This is a genomic window from Bacillus alkalisoli, from assembly GCF_002797415.1.
GTDB classification, from domain to species: Bacteria; Bacillota; Bacilli; order Bacillales; family Bacillaceae_I; genus Bacillus_CD; species Bacillus_CD alkalisoli.
The window spans coordinates 1,884,391-1,898,140 of record NZ_KZ454944.1 but is presented as its reverse complement, the minus strand read 5'-3'; the positions used below and the strand labels follow the sequence as shown (position 1 = coordinate 1,898,140).

Annotated in this window: 20 protein-coding genes; 2 read left to right on the top strand and 18 right to left on the bottom strand. The window is 32.0% G+C overall.

The features are described from left to right. Nucleotide 1 precedes the first annotated feature (1 nt). From CDZ89_RS09295 to CDZ89_RS09220, 16 genes are all read right to left on the bottom strand, one after another. Complete coding sequence (locus tag CDZ89_RS09295; protein WP_096154106.1) at nucleotides 2-829, bottom strand: DUF368 domain-containing protein; 828 nt, start codon at nucleotides 827-829, stop codon at nucleotides 2-4. 720 nt (nucleotides 830-1,549) lie between these two features. Next, nucleotides 1,550-1,816 carry a hypothetical protein gene (locus CDZ89_RS09290; protein WP_096154105.1) on the bottom strand — a complete coding sequence of 89 codons (267 nt, stop codon included), beginning with the start codon at nucleotides 1,814-1,816 and terminating at the stop codon, nucleotides 1,550-1,552. A gap of 253 nt (nucleotides 1,817-2,069) precedes the next feature. Continuing rightward, nucleotides 2,070-2,285: a glycosyl transferase gene (locus tag CDZ89_RS09285; protein WP_100333598.1), complete on the bottom strand. Its 216-nt coding sequence runs from the start codon at nucleotides 2,283-2,285 to the stop codon at nucleotides 2,070-2,072. A gap of 161 nt (nucleotides 2,286-2,446) precedes the next feature. Continuing rightward, on the bottom strand, nucleotides 2,447-2,722 hold the full coding sequence (locus CDZ89_RS09280; RefSeq protein WP_096154102.1) for a hypothetical protein: 276 nt from the start codon (nucleotides 2,720-2,722) through the stop codon (nucleotides 2,447-2,449). Between the two features lie 258 nt (nucleotides 2,723-2,980). After that, nucleotides 2,981-3,919 carry a phosphotransferase enzyme family protein gene (locus tag CDZ89_RS09275; RefSeq protein WP_096154100.1) on the bottom strand — a complete coding sequence of 313 codons (939 nt, stop codon included), beginning with the start codon at nucleotides 3,917-3,919 and terminating at the stop codon, nucleotides 2,981-2,983. 220 nt (nucleotides 3,920-4,139) lie between these two features. After that, on the bottom strand, nucleotides 4,140-4,892 hold the full coding sequence (locus tag CDZ89_RS09270) for an alpha/beta hydrolase (protein WP_227521478.1): 753 nt from the start codon (nucleotides 4,890-4,892) through the stop codon (nucleotides 4,140-4,142). 204 nt (nucleotides 4,893-5,096) lie between these two features. Beyond that, nucleotides 5,097-5,414, bottom strand: coding sequence for a hypothetical protein (locus tag CDZ89_RS09265; protein ID WP_096154096.1), 318 nt, complete (start codon nucleotides 5,412-5,414; stop codon nucleotides 5,097-5,099). A 134-nt stretch (nucleotides 5,415-5,548) separates the two neighbouring features. Beyond that, a complete protein-coding gene (locus CDZ89_RS09260; RefSeq protein ID WP_096154094.1) occupies nucleotides 5,549-6,082 on the bottom strand; it encodes a GNAT family N-acetyltransferase in 534 nt (177 codons plus the stop codon). 190 nt (nucleotides 6,083-6,272) lie between these two features. Continuing rightward, nucleotides 6,273-6,575 (bottom strand): DUF4190 domain-containing protein, encoded by a 303-nt coding sequence (locus tag CDZ89_RS09255; protein ID WP_096154092.1) that lies wholly within the window; start codon nucleotides 6,573-6,575, stop codon nucleotides 6,273-6,275. 198 nt (nucleotides 6,576-6,773) lie between these two features. After that, nucleotides 6,774-7,319 (bottom strand): hypothetical protein, encoded by a 546-nt coding sequence (locus CDZ89_RS09250; RefSeq protein ID WP_096154090.1) that lies wholly within the window; start codon nucleotides 7,317-7,319, stop codon nucleotides 6,774-6,776. Between the two features lie 289 nt (nucleotides 7,320-7,608). Next, entirely contained in the window at nucleotides 7,609-8,094 is a 486-nt protein-coding gene (locus CDZ89_RS09245; protein WP_100333597.1) for a tetratricopeptide repeat protein, read from the bottom strand. Nucleotides 8,095-8,209: 115 nt separating this feature from the next. Next, nucleotides 8,210-8,704 (bottom strand): hypothetical protein, encoded by a 495-nt coding sequence (locus tag CDZ89_RS09240; RefSeq protein ID WP_100333596.1) that lies wholly within the window; start codon nucleotides 8,702-8,704, stop codon nucleotides 8,210-8,212. Between the two features lie 441 nt (nucleotides 8,705-9,145). Next, entirely contained in the window at nucleotides 9,146-9,424 is a 279-nt protein-coding gene (locus CDZ89_RS09235) for a hypothetical protein (protein ID WP_100333595.1), read from the bottom strand. Nucleotides 9,425-9,651: 227 nt separating this feature from the next. Then, nucleotides 9,652-10,035, bottom strand: coding sequence for a VOC family protein (locus CDZ89_RS09230; RefSeq protein ID WP_100333594.1), 384 nt, complete (start codon nucleotides 10,033-10,035; stop codon nucleotides 9,652-9,654). Between the two features lie 113 nt (nucleotides 10,036-10,148). Then, nucleotides 10,149-10,970 (bottom strand): cobalamin-binding protein, encoded by an 822-nt coding sequence (locus CDZ89_RS09225; RefSeq protein ID WP_100333593.1) that lies wholly within the window; start codon nucleotides 10,968-10,970, stop codon nucleotides 10,149-10,151. Between the two features lie 85 nt (nucleotides 10,971-11,055). Further along, complete coding sequence (locus tag CDZ89_RS09220) at nucleotides 11,056-11,493, bottom strand: hypothetical protein (RefSeq protein WP_100333592.1); 438 nt, start codon at nucleotides 11,491-11,493, stop codon at nucleotides 11,056-11,058. Between the two features lie 135 nt (nucleotides 11,494-11,628). Here CDZ89_RS09220 and CDZ89_RS09215 point away from each other — a divergent pair, with 135 nt between their 5' ends. Together CDZ89_RS09215 and CDZ89_RS19640 are read left to right on the top strand one after the other, a co-directional pair. Further along, nucleotides 11,629-12,123 carry a helix-turn-helix domain-containing protein gene (locus CDZ89_RS09215; RefSeq protein ID WP_100333591.1) on the top strand — a complete coding sequence of 165 codons (495 nt, stop codon included), beginning with the start codon at nucleotides 11,629-11,631 and terminating at the stop codon, nucleotides 12,121-12,123. Further along, the gene (locus tag CDZ89_RS19640; protein ID WP_157842708.1) at nucleotides 12,107-12,277 is read left to right on the top strand and encodes a hypothetical protein; all 171 of its coding nucleotides are present in this window, start codon (nucleotides 12,107-12,109) and stop codon (nucleotides 12,275-12,277) included. The genes CDZ89_RS09215 and CDZ89_RS19640 overlap by 17 nt, the downstream gene beginning before the upstream one ends. A 32-nt stretch (nucleotides 12,278-12,309) precedes the next feature. Here CDZ89_RS19640 and CDZ89_RS09210 read toward each other — a convergent pair whose 3' ends face one another. Together CDZ89_RS09210 and CDZ89_RS09205 are read right to left on the bottom strand one after the other, a co-directional pair. Next, nucleotides 12,310-13,302, bottom strand: coding sequence for an HNH endonuclease (locus CDZ89_RS09210; RefSeq protein ID WP_100333590.1), 993 nt, complete (start codon nucleotides 13,300-13,302; stop codon nucleotides 12,310-12,312). A gap of 44 nt (nucleotides 13,303-13,346) precedes the next feature. Beyond that, on the bottom strand, nucleotides 13,347-13,670 hold the full coding sequence (locus CDZ89_RS09205; RefSeq protein WP_100333589.1) for a nucleoside triphosphate pyrophosphohydrolase: 324 nt from the start codon (nucleotides 13,668-13,670) through the stop codon (nucleotides 13,347-13,349). Nucleotides 13,671-13,750 lie beyond the last annotated feature (80 nt).

The following is a 13,750-nucleotide window of genomic DNA, read 5'->3' as shown; positions in this document are numbered from 1 at the left end:
ACTAAAATTTATTGTTTTGAGTTTGCTTTAAAGTAATTATAAAAGCAATACCACCAAAAAAAGTTATCAATGACACTACGATAGTTGAAGTGCTAACTATACTATCTAAATGATACCAAATCGCATAAATTGAACCACTAACTAACCCAATCATCGCCGCATAGGTTTCTACCGTATAATTTGTTAATAAGTACCGAATAAGCCTACTGGTCAAAAGAACTCCTAACACTATACCAGAACCAATCGCTAAAATTATCGGCAAATCAAAGGACATTAATGATGCTGTTGCTATATCATATATACCTAATATAATCAGTATTAAAGCACCGCTTATTCCTGGGAGAACAAGAGCGGTACTTGCAATAAACCCTGCAACGGCAAAGAATATATAGTCGGCAATAGCTAAATTATTTAAATCCATTTGATTTATGCCACTTAAAGGTTGACTTAATACTACAATGCTTAAAAACAAGAACATTATTATGTAATGTTTTAATTTAATTTTGTTTTTTGAATGATTGAGTGTTTCTTTCCAAAGGTAAGGCAAGAAGCCTACAATAATACCAATAAAAAACATAAGCGTTGGTGTGCGATAGTAACTTAATAAATAATTGATAATAAAGATAGAAATAGCAAATCCAATGACCATACCTGTCCCAAATGTAAATAGAAAAGGTAAAGCCTCTCTTCTATGTTTTGTTGTCAAAATACTTAACGAATATATTAGTCGTTCATAAATTCCTAAAATCATAGCAACTGTACTGCCACTAATACCAGGAACGGTTTCTGTTATTCCAACCGCCATGCCTCGAAATATAATACCTAACATTCTTTTCAACACCTTAATGTTTTTAATTTATTTATTATAATCTTATTATCACAATTATAATTTTAATATAAATTTTATTTTTTTTTAATAAAAGTAGCGTTCCTAACAGCTAAACTAATCTGCCATGTTACTTCAACAAAAGTAGCTACTAATCCTGCTAAGATCAGAAGCCTATTAAGCTAACCTGCCTCTATTGCTTAATACCAATTATTTCAAATTTATTTTTGCAACTCAATCATTTTTTTCGAAAAAAAAGACGCTTTCCTTGTTTCAGAAATGCGCCCGATTGCGGAGGATCAAGATAATATTAATGATTGCTGCCTTTATCTTGTTTAACTAACGCTCCCATTTACTTAAGGAAGCTACAAAATAAATTAAAAAGGGCTTATCAGAACTCCTATTAAACCTAAAAAACAACCAATACCTAAAAAAGCAATTGCAACTTTAATATTCATCCTGCTATTATTTACAAATTCATTTGAAAGTATATGGCCAATTTTAAAATTTTTAAAACGTTCTAAAACGAATAAAACTGAATAGAAGCAAGAAGACAAAAAACTAACGATAAAATGTACAAAAATTTAAACCATTCCAGTTTGATCCTCTCCCTATAACTCAACTTATTGCACATTTCTTACATGAACAGCGATTATTAATCTGCAATTACTCCCGATTACAAAACAGGAGAGAGCACTATCAATTTTTATTAAGCACCTAATGCTAGTTATTTAGGGTACTTAATATTTTTTCTCTTAACCTATTTGCTCTTTTTTCATTTTTTAAATCCTTATCAACTTTGGCCCAACCTATTAGATAACGAACATCTTCATTTTTTGAAAAAAAGTCCTCTTTATCTTTATATATCTCCTGAAACCAATCCGTAGATTTTAAACGTTCAATGTTTTTATTAACTTTATCATCTTCTGGCATCCCGCGAAGAAACATTTGCATAGATATTCCTATATTAGCTAAGATTTCAAAAATCAATCCCATCCACCTCTTTTCAAAAAAGCATTCCCCTACAGAAGCTATTTAAGAGACTATAGTAACTAACAGTTATTTAATATTAAAAAACAAAAAACCTGCCCGATTGCTTAATACCAATTATTTCAAATATCAGACATTTACTCAAGATATATTTTCCATAAAAAAGAAGATTACCTTGTTACAGATAAGCGCACGTTTAATGAAGATCTTCTATTAATATCTTATTAAAGAAAAGCTCCATTTAATGCAATATTTATTTCCTGTCTTTTAGTAAAGTAACTACTCCAATACTAAATACCAAGATACCAATTAACATCAATGAATGTATAAATCCGTTTAGAAGAGGTACAAATTCTCCAGTTAAATTCTGGTTTCGATACACTATGTTAACCAGGCTGTACCCTAAAGGTGAACTAAGCAGTAAAATAATAATCCCAAAAATAAAATATACCATTGCTTGTTTGTTCATCAATCATTCCCCTTACTACAATTTAATTCTTCTGCCCTATTGCTTAATACCAATTATTACAAATATTAGGTATTTACTCAAGATATATTTTTCCACAAAAAAGAAGCTTACTTTGTTGCAGTTAAGCTCCAAATTGTTGAATTAGACTATTTTTTCACAGATTACCCGGCAATAATTAAGTTTGCAACTGCTAATACAACTGACAGAAATGAAACAATAAATAAGATCCTATAAATTCCCTTTTTTTCTTGATTTCCATTATCAAGCTGTAAATTACTTATAGTGAGAAACAGTGTTAAACATAGTAGGAACGGGAATATAGACTCTCTACCAGTAAAGCCCGCCCAAATAACAAAACTCATTGATATAATTGTTAAGACTAATAATACTACCTTACTATAAGATTTCTTTTTTTTATATTGTAGAATGTTTTCCATGTACTGCCACTCTTTCGTATATTATCAAAACTTTACTATAATTCTATTTTTAACTTTTTTCAGGTATCCTTCCCGATTGCTTAATTCCAATTATTTCATAATATTTAAATTCCTGCAATAAGGTATATTGTGATTGTTCGTTCTGAACGGAAATGAAAATGGCGCTAATCCTTGCTAGAGGATTAGCGCTCGGTTAGATGAAAAAGGGCTGTTGAAGTTAGCACGTCCCCTTTTATTCAGTTCAATAACAAAAGTTTGTTAAATACTTAGAATGGAGTGATTATGTTCAATCCTTAATCTAAAATGGTTCATTATTCGTATTTGTTCTTCGGTTAACTTCTCTTTATTCCAATACATATGCATTAAGCTGTATTCAAATATTTCTTTTAGTTTAATAAATAGAGGAAGTTTGTCTAACATCTCTGGAGATATTTCATTTTCCTCTTGATACCCTTCGATTATTGCTTTAGTAATAGAACGTCCATAGTCAATGATGTTACCATTTCCTACATACGAATACTCCAATGCACTGTAAATTGGTACAGCTAAATCAAAAATATAAAAATTTTTCTCACAATCCTGAAAATCAACCATGGTCAGATTCGAATTACCATCAACCAATATGTTTTCTAACCATAAATCTCCATGTAGTAAGCCATAAGTTGAATGACTTTTGGGCAGATTTTTTATTGTAGATAAAATCTCCTGCGCAATTTCTCTAATCGTGCTTTCTTCTTTAGGGATATATTTAAGGAAATCATACTCCTCATTATCATGCCAATCGTTGATATATTTAATCGTCTCTTTATTTTCAAACTTCTTTGAATAACGATGTAACCTACCAATTTGTCGACCTAATTCTTTTAATATACTGGCATTCCATTGAGCCCTTGGTAAATGTACACCAGGAGCCGCTTTATATAATACAGTCAAGTATTCCCTATCAAGTATTATCCTTTCTATTAATTTACCGTTTAAGGAAGATATGGTTGGCGATACGCCAAATCCTTCATCATACAAAAAGTTTGTATAAGTAACTTCTTCTAACTGTTCAGCATATGTTTTATAGTTCGTTATTCTAGCGAAGAAGTTACCTTGAACTGCAGTACACCGATACATTTCATTTGTTACTAGTTCAATCTTAGTAAAATCTATTGGATATATTTTGTTGAGCAATTCTAGTATCTTTGGTTCCATAAAAACTATTCTCCGTTCTGAAAAGAGATTCCTTATTTATATCGTCATTTGTCTAAGTTGTTGTTGGCAATATTTTAGGACTCACTCAAAAGCAATACAATAATAACATAAATATCCAATTTAATTTATACCTTATTCAATTATATTGCCTTAAAATTAAAAATGATCGCTGATTCTTGTTAAAGGATCGCGCCCAATTGTTTAATATGAATTTATGTTATTAGTCTTGATATAAATATTTAAGAATTGCAGGAAACCTCTCTCGCCAAGCAACTTCGTTATGAACTGCATTCTCTACAATTTCAAAACGATAATTGATATTCTTTACATCGATTACATTTTTAAAGGAAATATTTGAGTTTATGTATTCGTCTGAACCAAATGTGGCAGTTTGCTCTTTCGTACCTACATCAAAATAGAACTTTTTTATATCAGATAAATTACTTTTTTCAGTCAGCTCTTCTATTTCTTTTTGACTTAGCCAATAAGCATTAGATAGCGCAGCGACTCTTTTAAATATAGATGGATATTTACACATTGCATATGTAGAAATAAGCCCGCCTGCAGAACTTCCTGCCATTGCCGTATCATCTACTTTGGTCTTGTACTTCTTATCAATATATGGTTTTAATTCTTCTACTATAAAATTAATATATTGTTCTCCTTCTCCCCCTAAATCAATCAATTCATCGATTTCTAAACCTCTATTTATACTTTTTTCAATTATCCATGGACCAAATTCATCTGTTCGTTTTGTTCCTTCTGCGTTACAATCAATACCAACAACAATAAGTTCAAGACCAATTTCCTCTAGACAATCTGCAATTCTCCAACTAGAACCAAAAAATGAATCTTCATCTCGATACAAATTTTGAGCATCGTGCATATATAAAACTGGATAATCTTTATTAGAATTCTCGTATTCTTTCGGAAGATAAACACTTATCATTCGTTCTCTATTTAATGCGTTCATCTTAATTTTAAATTGCTTAATCATAAATATCTTAGTTCCTTCCCCTATTATCAAAATTGTAATTTTCATTTACATTAACAGGTCTTTTGCAAAAACTACCTCATTACTTTACATACATTTTAACATAAATAACCAATAACTATTGACACTCTTTCAATTATTTATCCTTCTTTTAGCTAAGCTCTCCGTTAGCGAAACAAGTTGTTAAAAATTTAGTTTTCCTTCAACAAAAATTGTCTTTACCTGTGTATTTATTACTTCTTTTATTTCACCGTTCTTTTCAAAGATGTATAAACCACCTATTCGCTTATCTTCGTTTTCTTTCCAACCTCTACTTCCCATATAATTACGGAAGATATTAAAGTCATTTTCCCCAGAAGAAGTCTTTACATAATACACATCTGCGAATAAAGATTTAGTAACTTGAGTATCAGTTAATGCTAACTTTCCAATAGGATAAACATACAAAATAATAGCGAATAGAACTAGACCAAGCAATAGTTTAATAACTTTAGATTTCATTCCAACGCTCCCACATTATTTATTTACAAAACATTTTTAATTCCTTATTCAACATAACTGCCCAATAATTGAAGAAGGGCCATAACCGGTTCAATTAGCTGATCTTCAGTTTTACCCTAGTAATCTGAATCTCGTTAACTATAATATTTTAGTAATGAGTACACATATGTATCATATGGCTCTCCATTTTGATACATATAATCCCTTAGAACACCTTCTTTTAGAAATCCTACTTTGGTAAGCAACTTATTAGAAGCCTCATTATCTGTAAAGACAACTGCACCTATCCTAGTTAGACCAAATTCACTAAAGCCGTATTCAATTACTTTAGATACGGCTTCATAGGTATATCCCTTTCTCCAGTGATTAGGATGTATGTCATACCCTATCTCTGCTCGTTTATGTTTAGAGGACCAAGAATTGAATCCAATAGTGCCTATAATTCCTTGAGTTCCTTTAATTTCAATTCCCCAACGTATCCCTCTTTTTTCCTTGTAACTATTTGCAAAGAAATCAACAAATGCTTCTGCTTGTTCTATATTTTCTAAAGTATCTTGCCCATAATACCGTGTTACATCTTCATTTGAAAAACAAGCAAATATACCCTCTGCATCATTCTTTGTTATTTCTCTAAGTACCAATCTTTCTGTCTCTAATGTTGGAAACATTTTTTAATCTCCTTCTCAACCTTTTAATGTAACAGTCTCCTTTAATAATCCTGCCTTTTGATTAATACTAATTTTTTCAAATTCATTTGTGCAACTCAATCTTTTTTTCGCAAAAAAGACGCTTTCCTTGTTTCAGAAAAGCTCCCGTTTATTGAAGCTCTAATTATTCATTTAAAGCTACCTACGAGTATTACTCTATAATGAAATCGGATGGTGTGAAAAAAAGAATAGTGATGATAAAAATAATTAATGGTAAGACTAGGCCTAAAAAACTGCATATTAGCCCGGCTAAAGCAAGAGATCTGCCAGGTTGATTGGTAGTACTAGTTTTTTTAATGCCTATTATTCCAAGGATAAATCCAGGTAAAGCAAAAACAATTCCAAATATCAAAGTAAACATCATTCCCAGAAGCGACATAATCCCGAAAATCAAAGATAGAATTGCATGAATATTAGTCTCTTCCCGTTTGGACGTTAGGATGGTTTCATTCATCCGGTCTTCCCCCTTTCCCTATCTGCAACTTCAACTTTAACACATTTTTTTAGATTCATTGTTTCATCCCCAGGCCTTCAAATCAATCTTTTTTGCTATTAGACGCTTTCCTTTTTTATGAAAAGCGGCCTTTAGTGGAATAACTAAAATATGGCCACAGTCTAAAAACACTTAATTCTTCTTGAGCTAACGCAACCGTTAGTTAGAAATACTGTAAACTACTTCTTTTGTTTTCTCCAATGCTTCTTCCTGAGTAAAGTAATCTAGTTTATATCCAATTACAAATCTACTTTCATTGAATATAAACATATGAACTTGGAAAGGGTCATTTTCAATATTCTCTGAAATAATTACCTCTATTTCATTAATATGAATTCGTTCTCCTGAAAAATTAGAAATTTCGCCATAACTTTTATCAACGGAAAACATTATCACAGCATCTACATTATAAGGGCCGTAGAGTATTTCAGTATTTGGATATTCCATATGTTCTACAATATCTTCCGACACACTCTTACTATATTGAACGTCTACACTTCTCGCTTTTCCCTCATTATTGTACGATACGTATGCAAATGATAAATCTAAGTCATCAAATTGAGGCAAAAAAACTTCTTTACCAATTTCTTCATTGATCCTTTGGTTAAGATTTTTAAATTCTTCTTTACCTTCTTTATCGCTACTGCATCCAAACCCCGCAGTAACTAAAATAATACTTACTATTAATATAGAAAAATATCTCATTCTTTAAATCACTACCTCTTTATGTATTTAAACAAAATTATATAAATTGCTATACAGTAGTAGTCTATACTTTATTTTTCAGTAATCGCACCTTTATTCGCATAACTTACAATTCGATAAGGTCCCTTTTATTTCCTTCCTTATTCCATTAAATGGTCGGTTTGCTGATTAACTTACTGTAATGAGTCTGCCATAAAAGGTGAATTTATCCATATTTAAAAGCAATCATCTTTACGAATAATCCTTATATAAAAATACTACCCGTTAATTTAAGTGAATTTATTTATAACTACTTCCAAATTTCATCTAATTTATCCGAATAGAATTCAATTGCTTTTTTATAACTGGAAATGTCCGGGTCGTTTGTCGTCTCTATCAAGCATTTTAGTAATAGCTCCATAGCTTTCTTATGTTCCTTCAAATTATATAAGGTCATCGAATAGAACGTTTGCATTGCTCTATTGTCGGGGAATAGGTCCATCCCTTTTAGAAACGTATTTTTTGACTTTTCATATTCTCCTAATGTTCTGTATGTACTACCTAATCCCAATAAGGCTCCTTCCAAATCCGCTGGATGTAACCCAAACTTAATAGCATTTTCATAGAAAGGTACTGCTTTAGCTTCTTCTCCTAATAGGTCAAAACTCCAAGCACATTGGTAGTTAATCGATGCATCATCAGGAAACTCATCTACTAATCTTTTTAATAATTCATTTGATTCTTTATGTTTTCCCCTTTTCCGTAAATCTATTGCTTTATCTAATTCTTTGTTCATTTGTTTCATCTCCTTACTATATCTGTTCTTCTACTAATCGGCCATGTTCCTAAAACAACAGGGAGCTGCCAATACACCAGCTCATCTACTAAAATGCTAAACTTTCACAAATCCACTATTTATTAGTTGCTTTTAACGGTACTGTAACATCATTTGTTTTTTCACTATCAATATCAAGTTGATAACGAATGGTTATATTAAATATGTCATTATCAATTTTAAAAAGATTTTTTGGGATTACTGTTTTATCAAAATAGGTTTGTTCCTCTTCAAGAACCATTGAATAAACTTCATCACAACCATTTTCATACGATTTTCCTGGATAGCTTATTAAATCATTGCAATTAAATAACAACTGTATCATTTTATTACTTTTATTGTGAATTTTAACTTCTACTTTGTACAACTTCTTATCTGGATTCCAGTTTGCGTTTGCACTAACAGATAAGTTATTATCCTCATTTTGTCCCTGCAGTTCAGTAATTTCTGGGCTGCTTATAGAACATGATGTAAAGAAAACAACTACCAATATAGATATAAAAACATAGAATATTCTCATATATCCCCCATGTATTGGTCTCGTGTTGACCATCTCCTTCTCATCTGTCATAACCGCCTCTCCTTTCTAAATAGTTAGACGATTGTTTTCGTAAAAGGAATCACTTTGTTGAAACAACATAAAACATATGGTTCATCTATCAGAGAACTTCAATATGAAAGGTGCGATTTCCTTCTTGAGGATACGCATCCGTTGATTGAACTATTATCTTTTATCCATTCCTTAAAGACTTAATATTAAAATTTATCTAAAAATGACAGGACTCTACAATGCACCCAACCAATTTCATCTTTGATCTATATCATCTCCAATTATCATTTCTCCTTAAAGCATAAGTATTTGTATTCGTGTTAGGAGGATGAGTTAAACATTAATAAAGACCTCCGTTTAATACGAAGGTCCCTGTTATTGAAAAAAATATTTTTTATAGTTACCGGTTTAATGAGGGTAAAGAAACCATCGAATAGGTTTGTATTATATTTTTTGAACTTTTCATCTAGTCTGGATTATATACAAACCAATTACAAAAACAATTAAGATTCCGATTATATAAATACTTTGAATTATTAACTTTTCTTTTCTAGTAGAAAGCAATTGGGATTCTACATATCGAAAACAAGTTCCTAGACATATAACGCTAAGTAACATAAGCGAACGCCCAACAATGTCTTCTGTAATCAAAATATACCTTACTCCAGCAATGAAAATTAATAATATCCCTAAATATCCGATAAGCAAATTTAAATAAAGCTTTTTCTTCTCCTCAGACAATACTTACTCCCCCATATTAACGACCATAACTCCCACAAAAAAATGTTCCTCATACTTGAAGGAAGCTATCTGTTAGTCAAAGTCATCTCTCAAGTTGCTTTTTGCTTTTTATCACCAATAAAATTCCAAATCCACTATACTTTATAATGTTTTCAATAAGAAACCCACTAAGGAACGGTTAAAGTTCTATTCTTAAATGATCTCTGTTAAGCAGTAAACACATAAGTCTATTCCTGTTCATGTCCTAAAAACACGGTACTGTCGTCTACAAAACAAATCCGATTGCCAAAAGGATCTTTGGCATAAAAACATCTTTCTCCCCAAGGTTGAGTCTCAATCCTCTCATCAATTGGACAACCAGTCATTTTTACGCGTTCATACACTTTTTCAAGTTCAGAAACTGAAAAGTATATGTAATCAGGGTTTCTTCTCAATGAAAAAATATCTCCATCTGCTTTAGGATCAAAACACGCTAAAATTGTCCCCTCACAATCAAAATAATGCCTACCTGGTGAAACCCTTTTCCCTGAAACATTAAAAATAAAGGAGTAGTACTCCGTTGCTTTTTCAATATCTGTAACTGGTAAAATCACTCTATATAATTTAACCAAAGTTAACCCCCCTCTTTAATTTCCGGAAGCAATAGGAAAGCTCTTGGATGCATAGGGACGGTACTCTTGCTTTTGAAGCCACAGAACCGTTCCTTCACTTCCCCTAGCTTCCATTAGCCTTCATCCAATAATAAATCACTATTTTCTATATATGGCGGAAATATAGTAGGGTGAAGGATACTTGCTATTTTATTTAAACCGAGTAATAATCTAGGCGATGGTCTACAAAACAATGGTTCTTCTAATATGTATAAATGATTGTTTTTAATCGCATTCATTTGTTCCGACTCAGCTCGTTTAAGTATTACTTTAGGATTAACCTTTTCCTTCTGTACGCCAACCCAAACAATACACATCACATCGGGATTTCTTTTATTAACTTCCTCCCAATCTGTTTGAACACTTGCTTGTGCCTTATCCTGAAATACATTTACCCCACCAGCTAGCTCACTAATTTCCGTTAACCAATTCGTTGCTCCTGGTGTAAAAATAGGTTTAGCCCACCATTCCCAGTAAAGGGTTTTCGGCTTTTGTACTTGCTTAGCTAACAATCGATAGTTTTCTAGTATTAACGTGTATTTCTCATGCAATCGTTTAGCTTTTTCTTCCGTATTCGTCGCTTTTCCAACAAACAATAGACATTCTCCAACCTCTGTTAATGTCTTAGGATTAGGTACAATTAAATAGGGGATATTTCTCTGCTTCAATTCTTCGATATTTCGTTCCATTCCAGGTACACTTAGAGAGGCCAACACTAAATCAGGCTTCAGCTTTTCCACTTTGTCCATATCAATATTCAAATCAGGACCTAGCTTAGGTAATGATTGAACATCCTCTGGCCAATCCGAGTAATTATCGACACCTATTAACGTAGAGGTTAAACCTAAGTAAGCTACTATTTCTGTATTACTTGGGCAAATAGAAATTAATTTCATCTTAAAACTCCTCGTAAAAAACCCTATATTTTAGAAATAATCATTTTCTTCCTCATTTACCCAATTAAGAGGTAAAGTTTCTTGTCTATCCTGTTGTTGATAGATTCAATTTTACAATCCTATAGTTGAAGAAATTCAAAACCGAAAAGTGTTTAAAAGCTTTCCCATGTTCCCTGAACGTTTCAATCGTTTGTTCAACAGATCCAGTAAACTGATAGAGCTGTTTCAATAAATCTGCCACTTCTTCCGGACTACTCTCCGCATACTGTACCAAATCAGCTATATTACTCCAATGCACAAAACTACCAGCTGGAGGATTCTCTTTTTGAATTCGTTTTACGATGTCCACAATGGTGAACTTGGTAATTACTTCTTCACGTAAAAATTGATTTAATCTTGAGAGAATATCTAATTTGTATTGCTCATTATATTGCTCTGATTCTTTAAAAGCTAAGTATCGTTTAAAGGCAATGTCTATGTAATGATCTTTTAATAATTGTTTCTTCAGTTCGTTATATTGCATAATAACCTCCTAGAAAATAGATATTAATAGACTCATTATAGCATTTAATGGAAAAAATTTGTTTAATCATGCTACTTTTCCGTCTAACGAATTTACAATATTAGTAGAAAGGTATTTTGGTTGGGGGGATTTTTCTTGTTGATCACAAATGAAGAAACGATGAAAAGCTTTCAATCTTTCTCCTCTGTCACGGAATTAGACCAAACAGTAAGAGGCTACTTCTATCATTACAAAAATTCCATGTCCCTAAATACACAAAAAGTACTGAACTTCATATGGAAAAATTCTGTCGAAGTATATGGAGCTTCCTCTTGTAGCATAAAAACAATCGCAAATGAGGTCGGCAGTTCCGAAAGACAGGTCAATCGAGCATTAAACAAATTAATAGAGATGAAGATTGTGAAAAGAATACCGACCTATAGAGAAAGTGGTGCTAGAGACGTCAACATACTAGTGATACAGCCATTTCCACATAAAGAGAGAAAAACCTCAATGACCACTGCACCTAAATCTTCAATAGATATTTCCATGCCTATACAATTTAGAACAATAGGTGAACTATTCCTACCTCCTGAACAAGTAAAACATCTATGGCAATGTGTTTTAGTTGCTTATGAAAGAAAATGCTGAAGTAGAGAAACCTTTAGAAGAATTATTCATGGAGATGGTACTTGTGGGGTTGATTAGGAGTGTGTATAAAGGTGTAGTAGATGGTAGGAAGGTTGATAGGTATTTTTATTTGGTTGTGGTGGAGGGGTTTTTGGAGGAGAAGAGAAAAAAGTAACAGGAGGAACGTCTTTTTGTCCTCCTGTTTTTCTATGGACACCAGATTGTATCATACCCATTTTTGATAGAATAATCGTAAAGCATAATGATCTTTTTCTCTTTATAGTTTGTCATTAACTGATGAACGGTTGAATCTTCTTTCTTTTCCGTTAAGGTTTGGTTTCTATCGATGATGAACTCTAAATATTGCTTTTCTGGGAGTTTATCGCTTTTGGAGCTGTTACACCTGTTACATGCTAATACGAGATTCCAAATGTTGTCTGATTGCACAAACGACCAAGGGATAAAATGATCAACATGTGTTTCTCGTTTCATTCCTGTTAGTGCTTTTCCACAGTAAAAACAACTCTCTTCAAAATAGGTCATTAATAGCTTCTCAAAAGGTCTTAAGGAAGTACGTCTTGCAATACTTTCTACCTTACCAAGAAGGTAATTAATACTTGGTACTTCATTTAGTTCTTCTATCATGGCAGCCATATGATAATTTGTAAGATTAACAATCAATCGTTGATAATTTAACATAAACGTGTGAACAGCAGGGTTTAGTTTGAAATATTCTCTTTTATGATCAAATGCATAGAACTTTCCTCTTGTATCCCCGTATAGAGCTCCGAAAACATTCGCCTTCATGGTTGTTTTAACTTTACTTACTAGGTTTATCTGAATGCTAGGATCTATTTTATCCCAATTAAATTCGGAAGGAATAGAATACTTTTGTTGAGTCTCTTGAATGAGTGAAACAACTTTAGCATTTTTCTTTGGATTACTATTTTGCTGTACTAGATTATGGTGAACTATTAAGTTCCAGTAGATCTTTGTAAAAGAGTATGCTAGTTGGTCATAGCTTAATTCAAAATTATCATTTACTTGATACAAATTTTCGATAAGTGATTTTAGTAGTGCGAATTTATATGTAGAAGATTTAACAGACTTTGTTGATAAAACTATCGTAAAAATCCGCCATATCTCCTCGTCTGTTAAATAATGTTCTTGCAGTTCACCTACTTTAAGTTTATGACTCAATCTGACTTCCCCCTTCCCTCTGTTTTAATAGTACTTCACAATTCTTAATCCTCTACTTCTACTAAAAATATCTTTTCTTGGAATCTACCACTTTTTTGCGCTTTTTCTTTACGGATTTGCTCTATTTCTTCTATTGATGAACCGTGGTAGTTAGCAAGTGTGTGGATTATTTCTAGAAGGTCAGCTAATTCTTCCTTTGCTTCTTGATTATTTTCAGTAGCCATGTATTCTTCTAGTTCTTCGTAGCTTTTTTTCTTTAATTCTTTTATGTATTCATCGTCAGAAAGAATGGTTGTTGTAAACTTTTTCCCTGTAGATTCTATTATATTTGGTATTTTGTCACGGACTAGTTTGTTGTAAAAAGGCATGTTTGTCCTCCTCTTCAACTTCATTATAGGAAAAAAATAGTAATAAATAAACAAAAATAGCCTTCAAAGAGAAGACTATC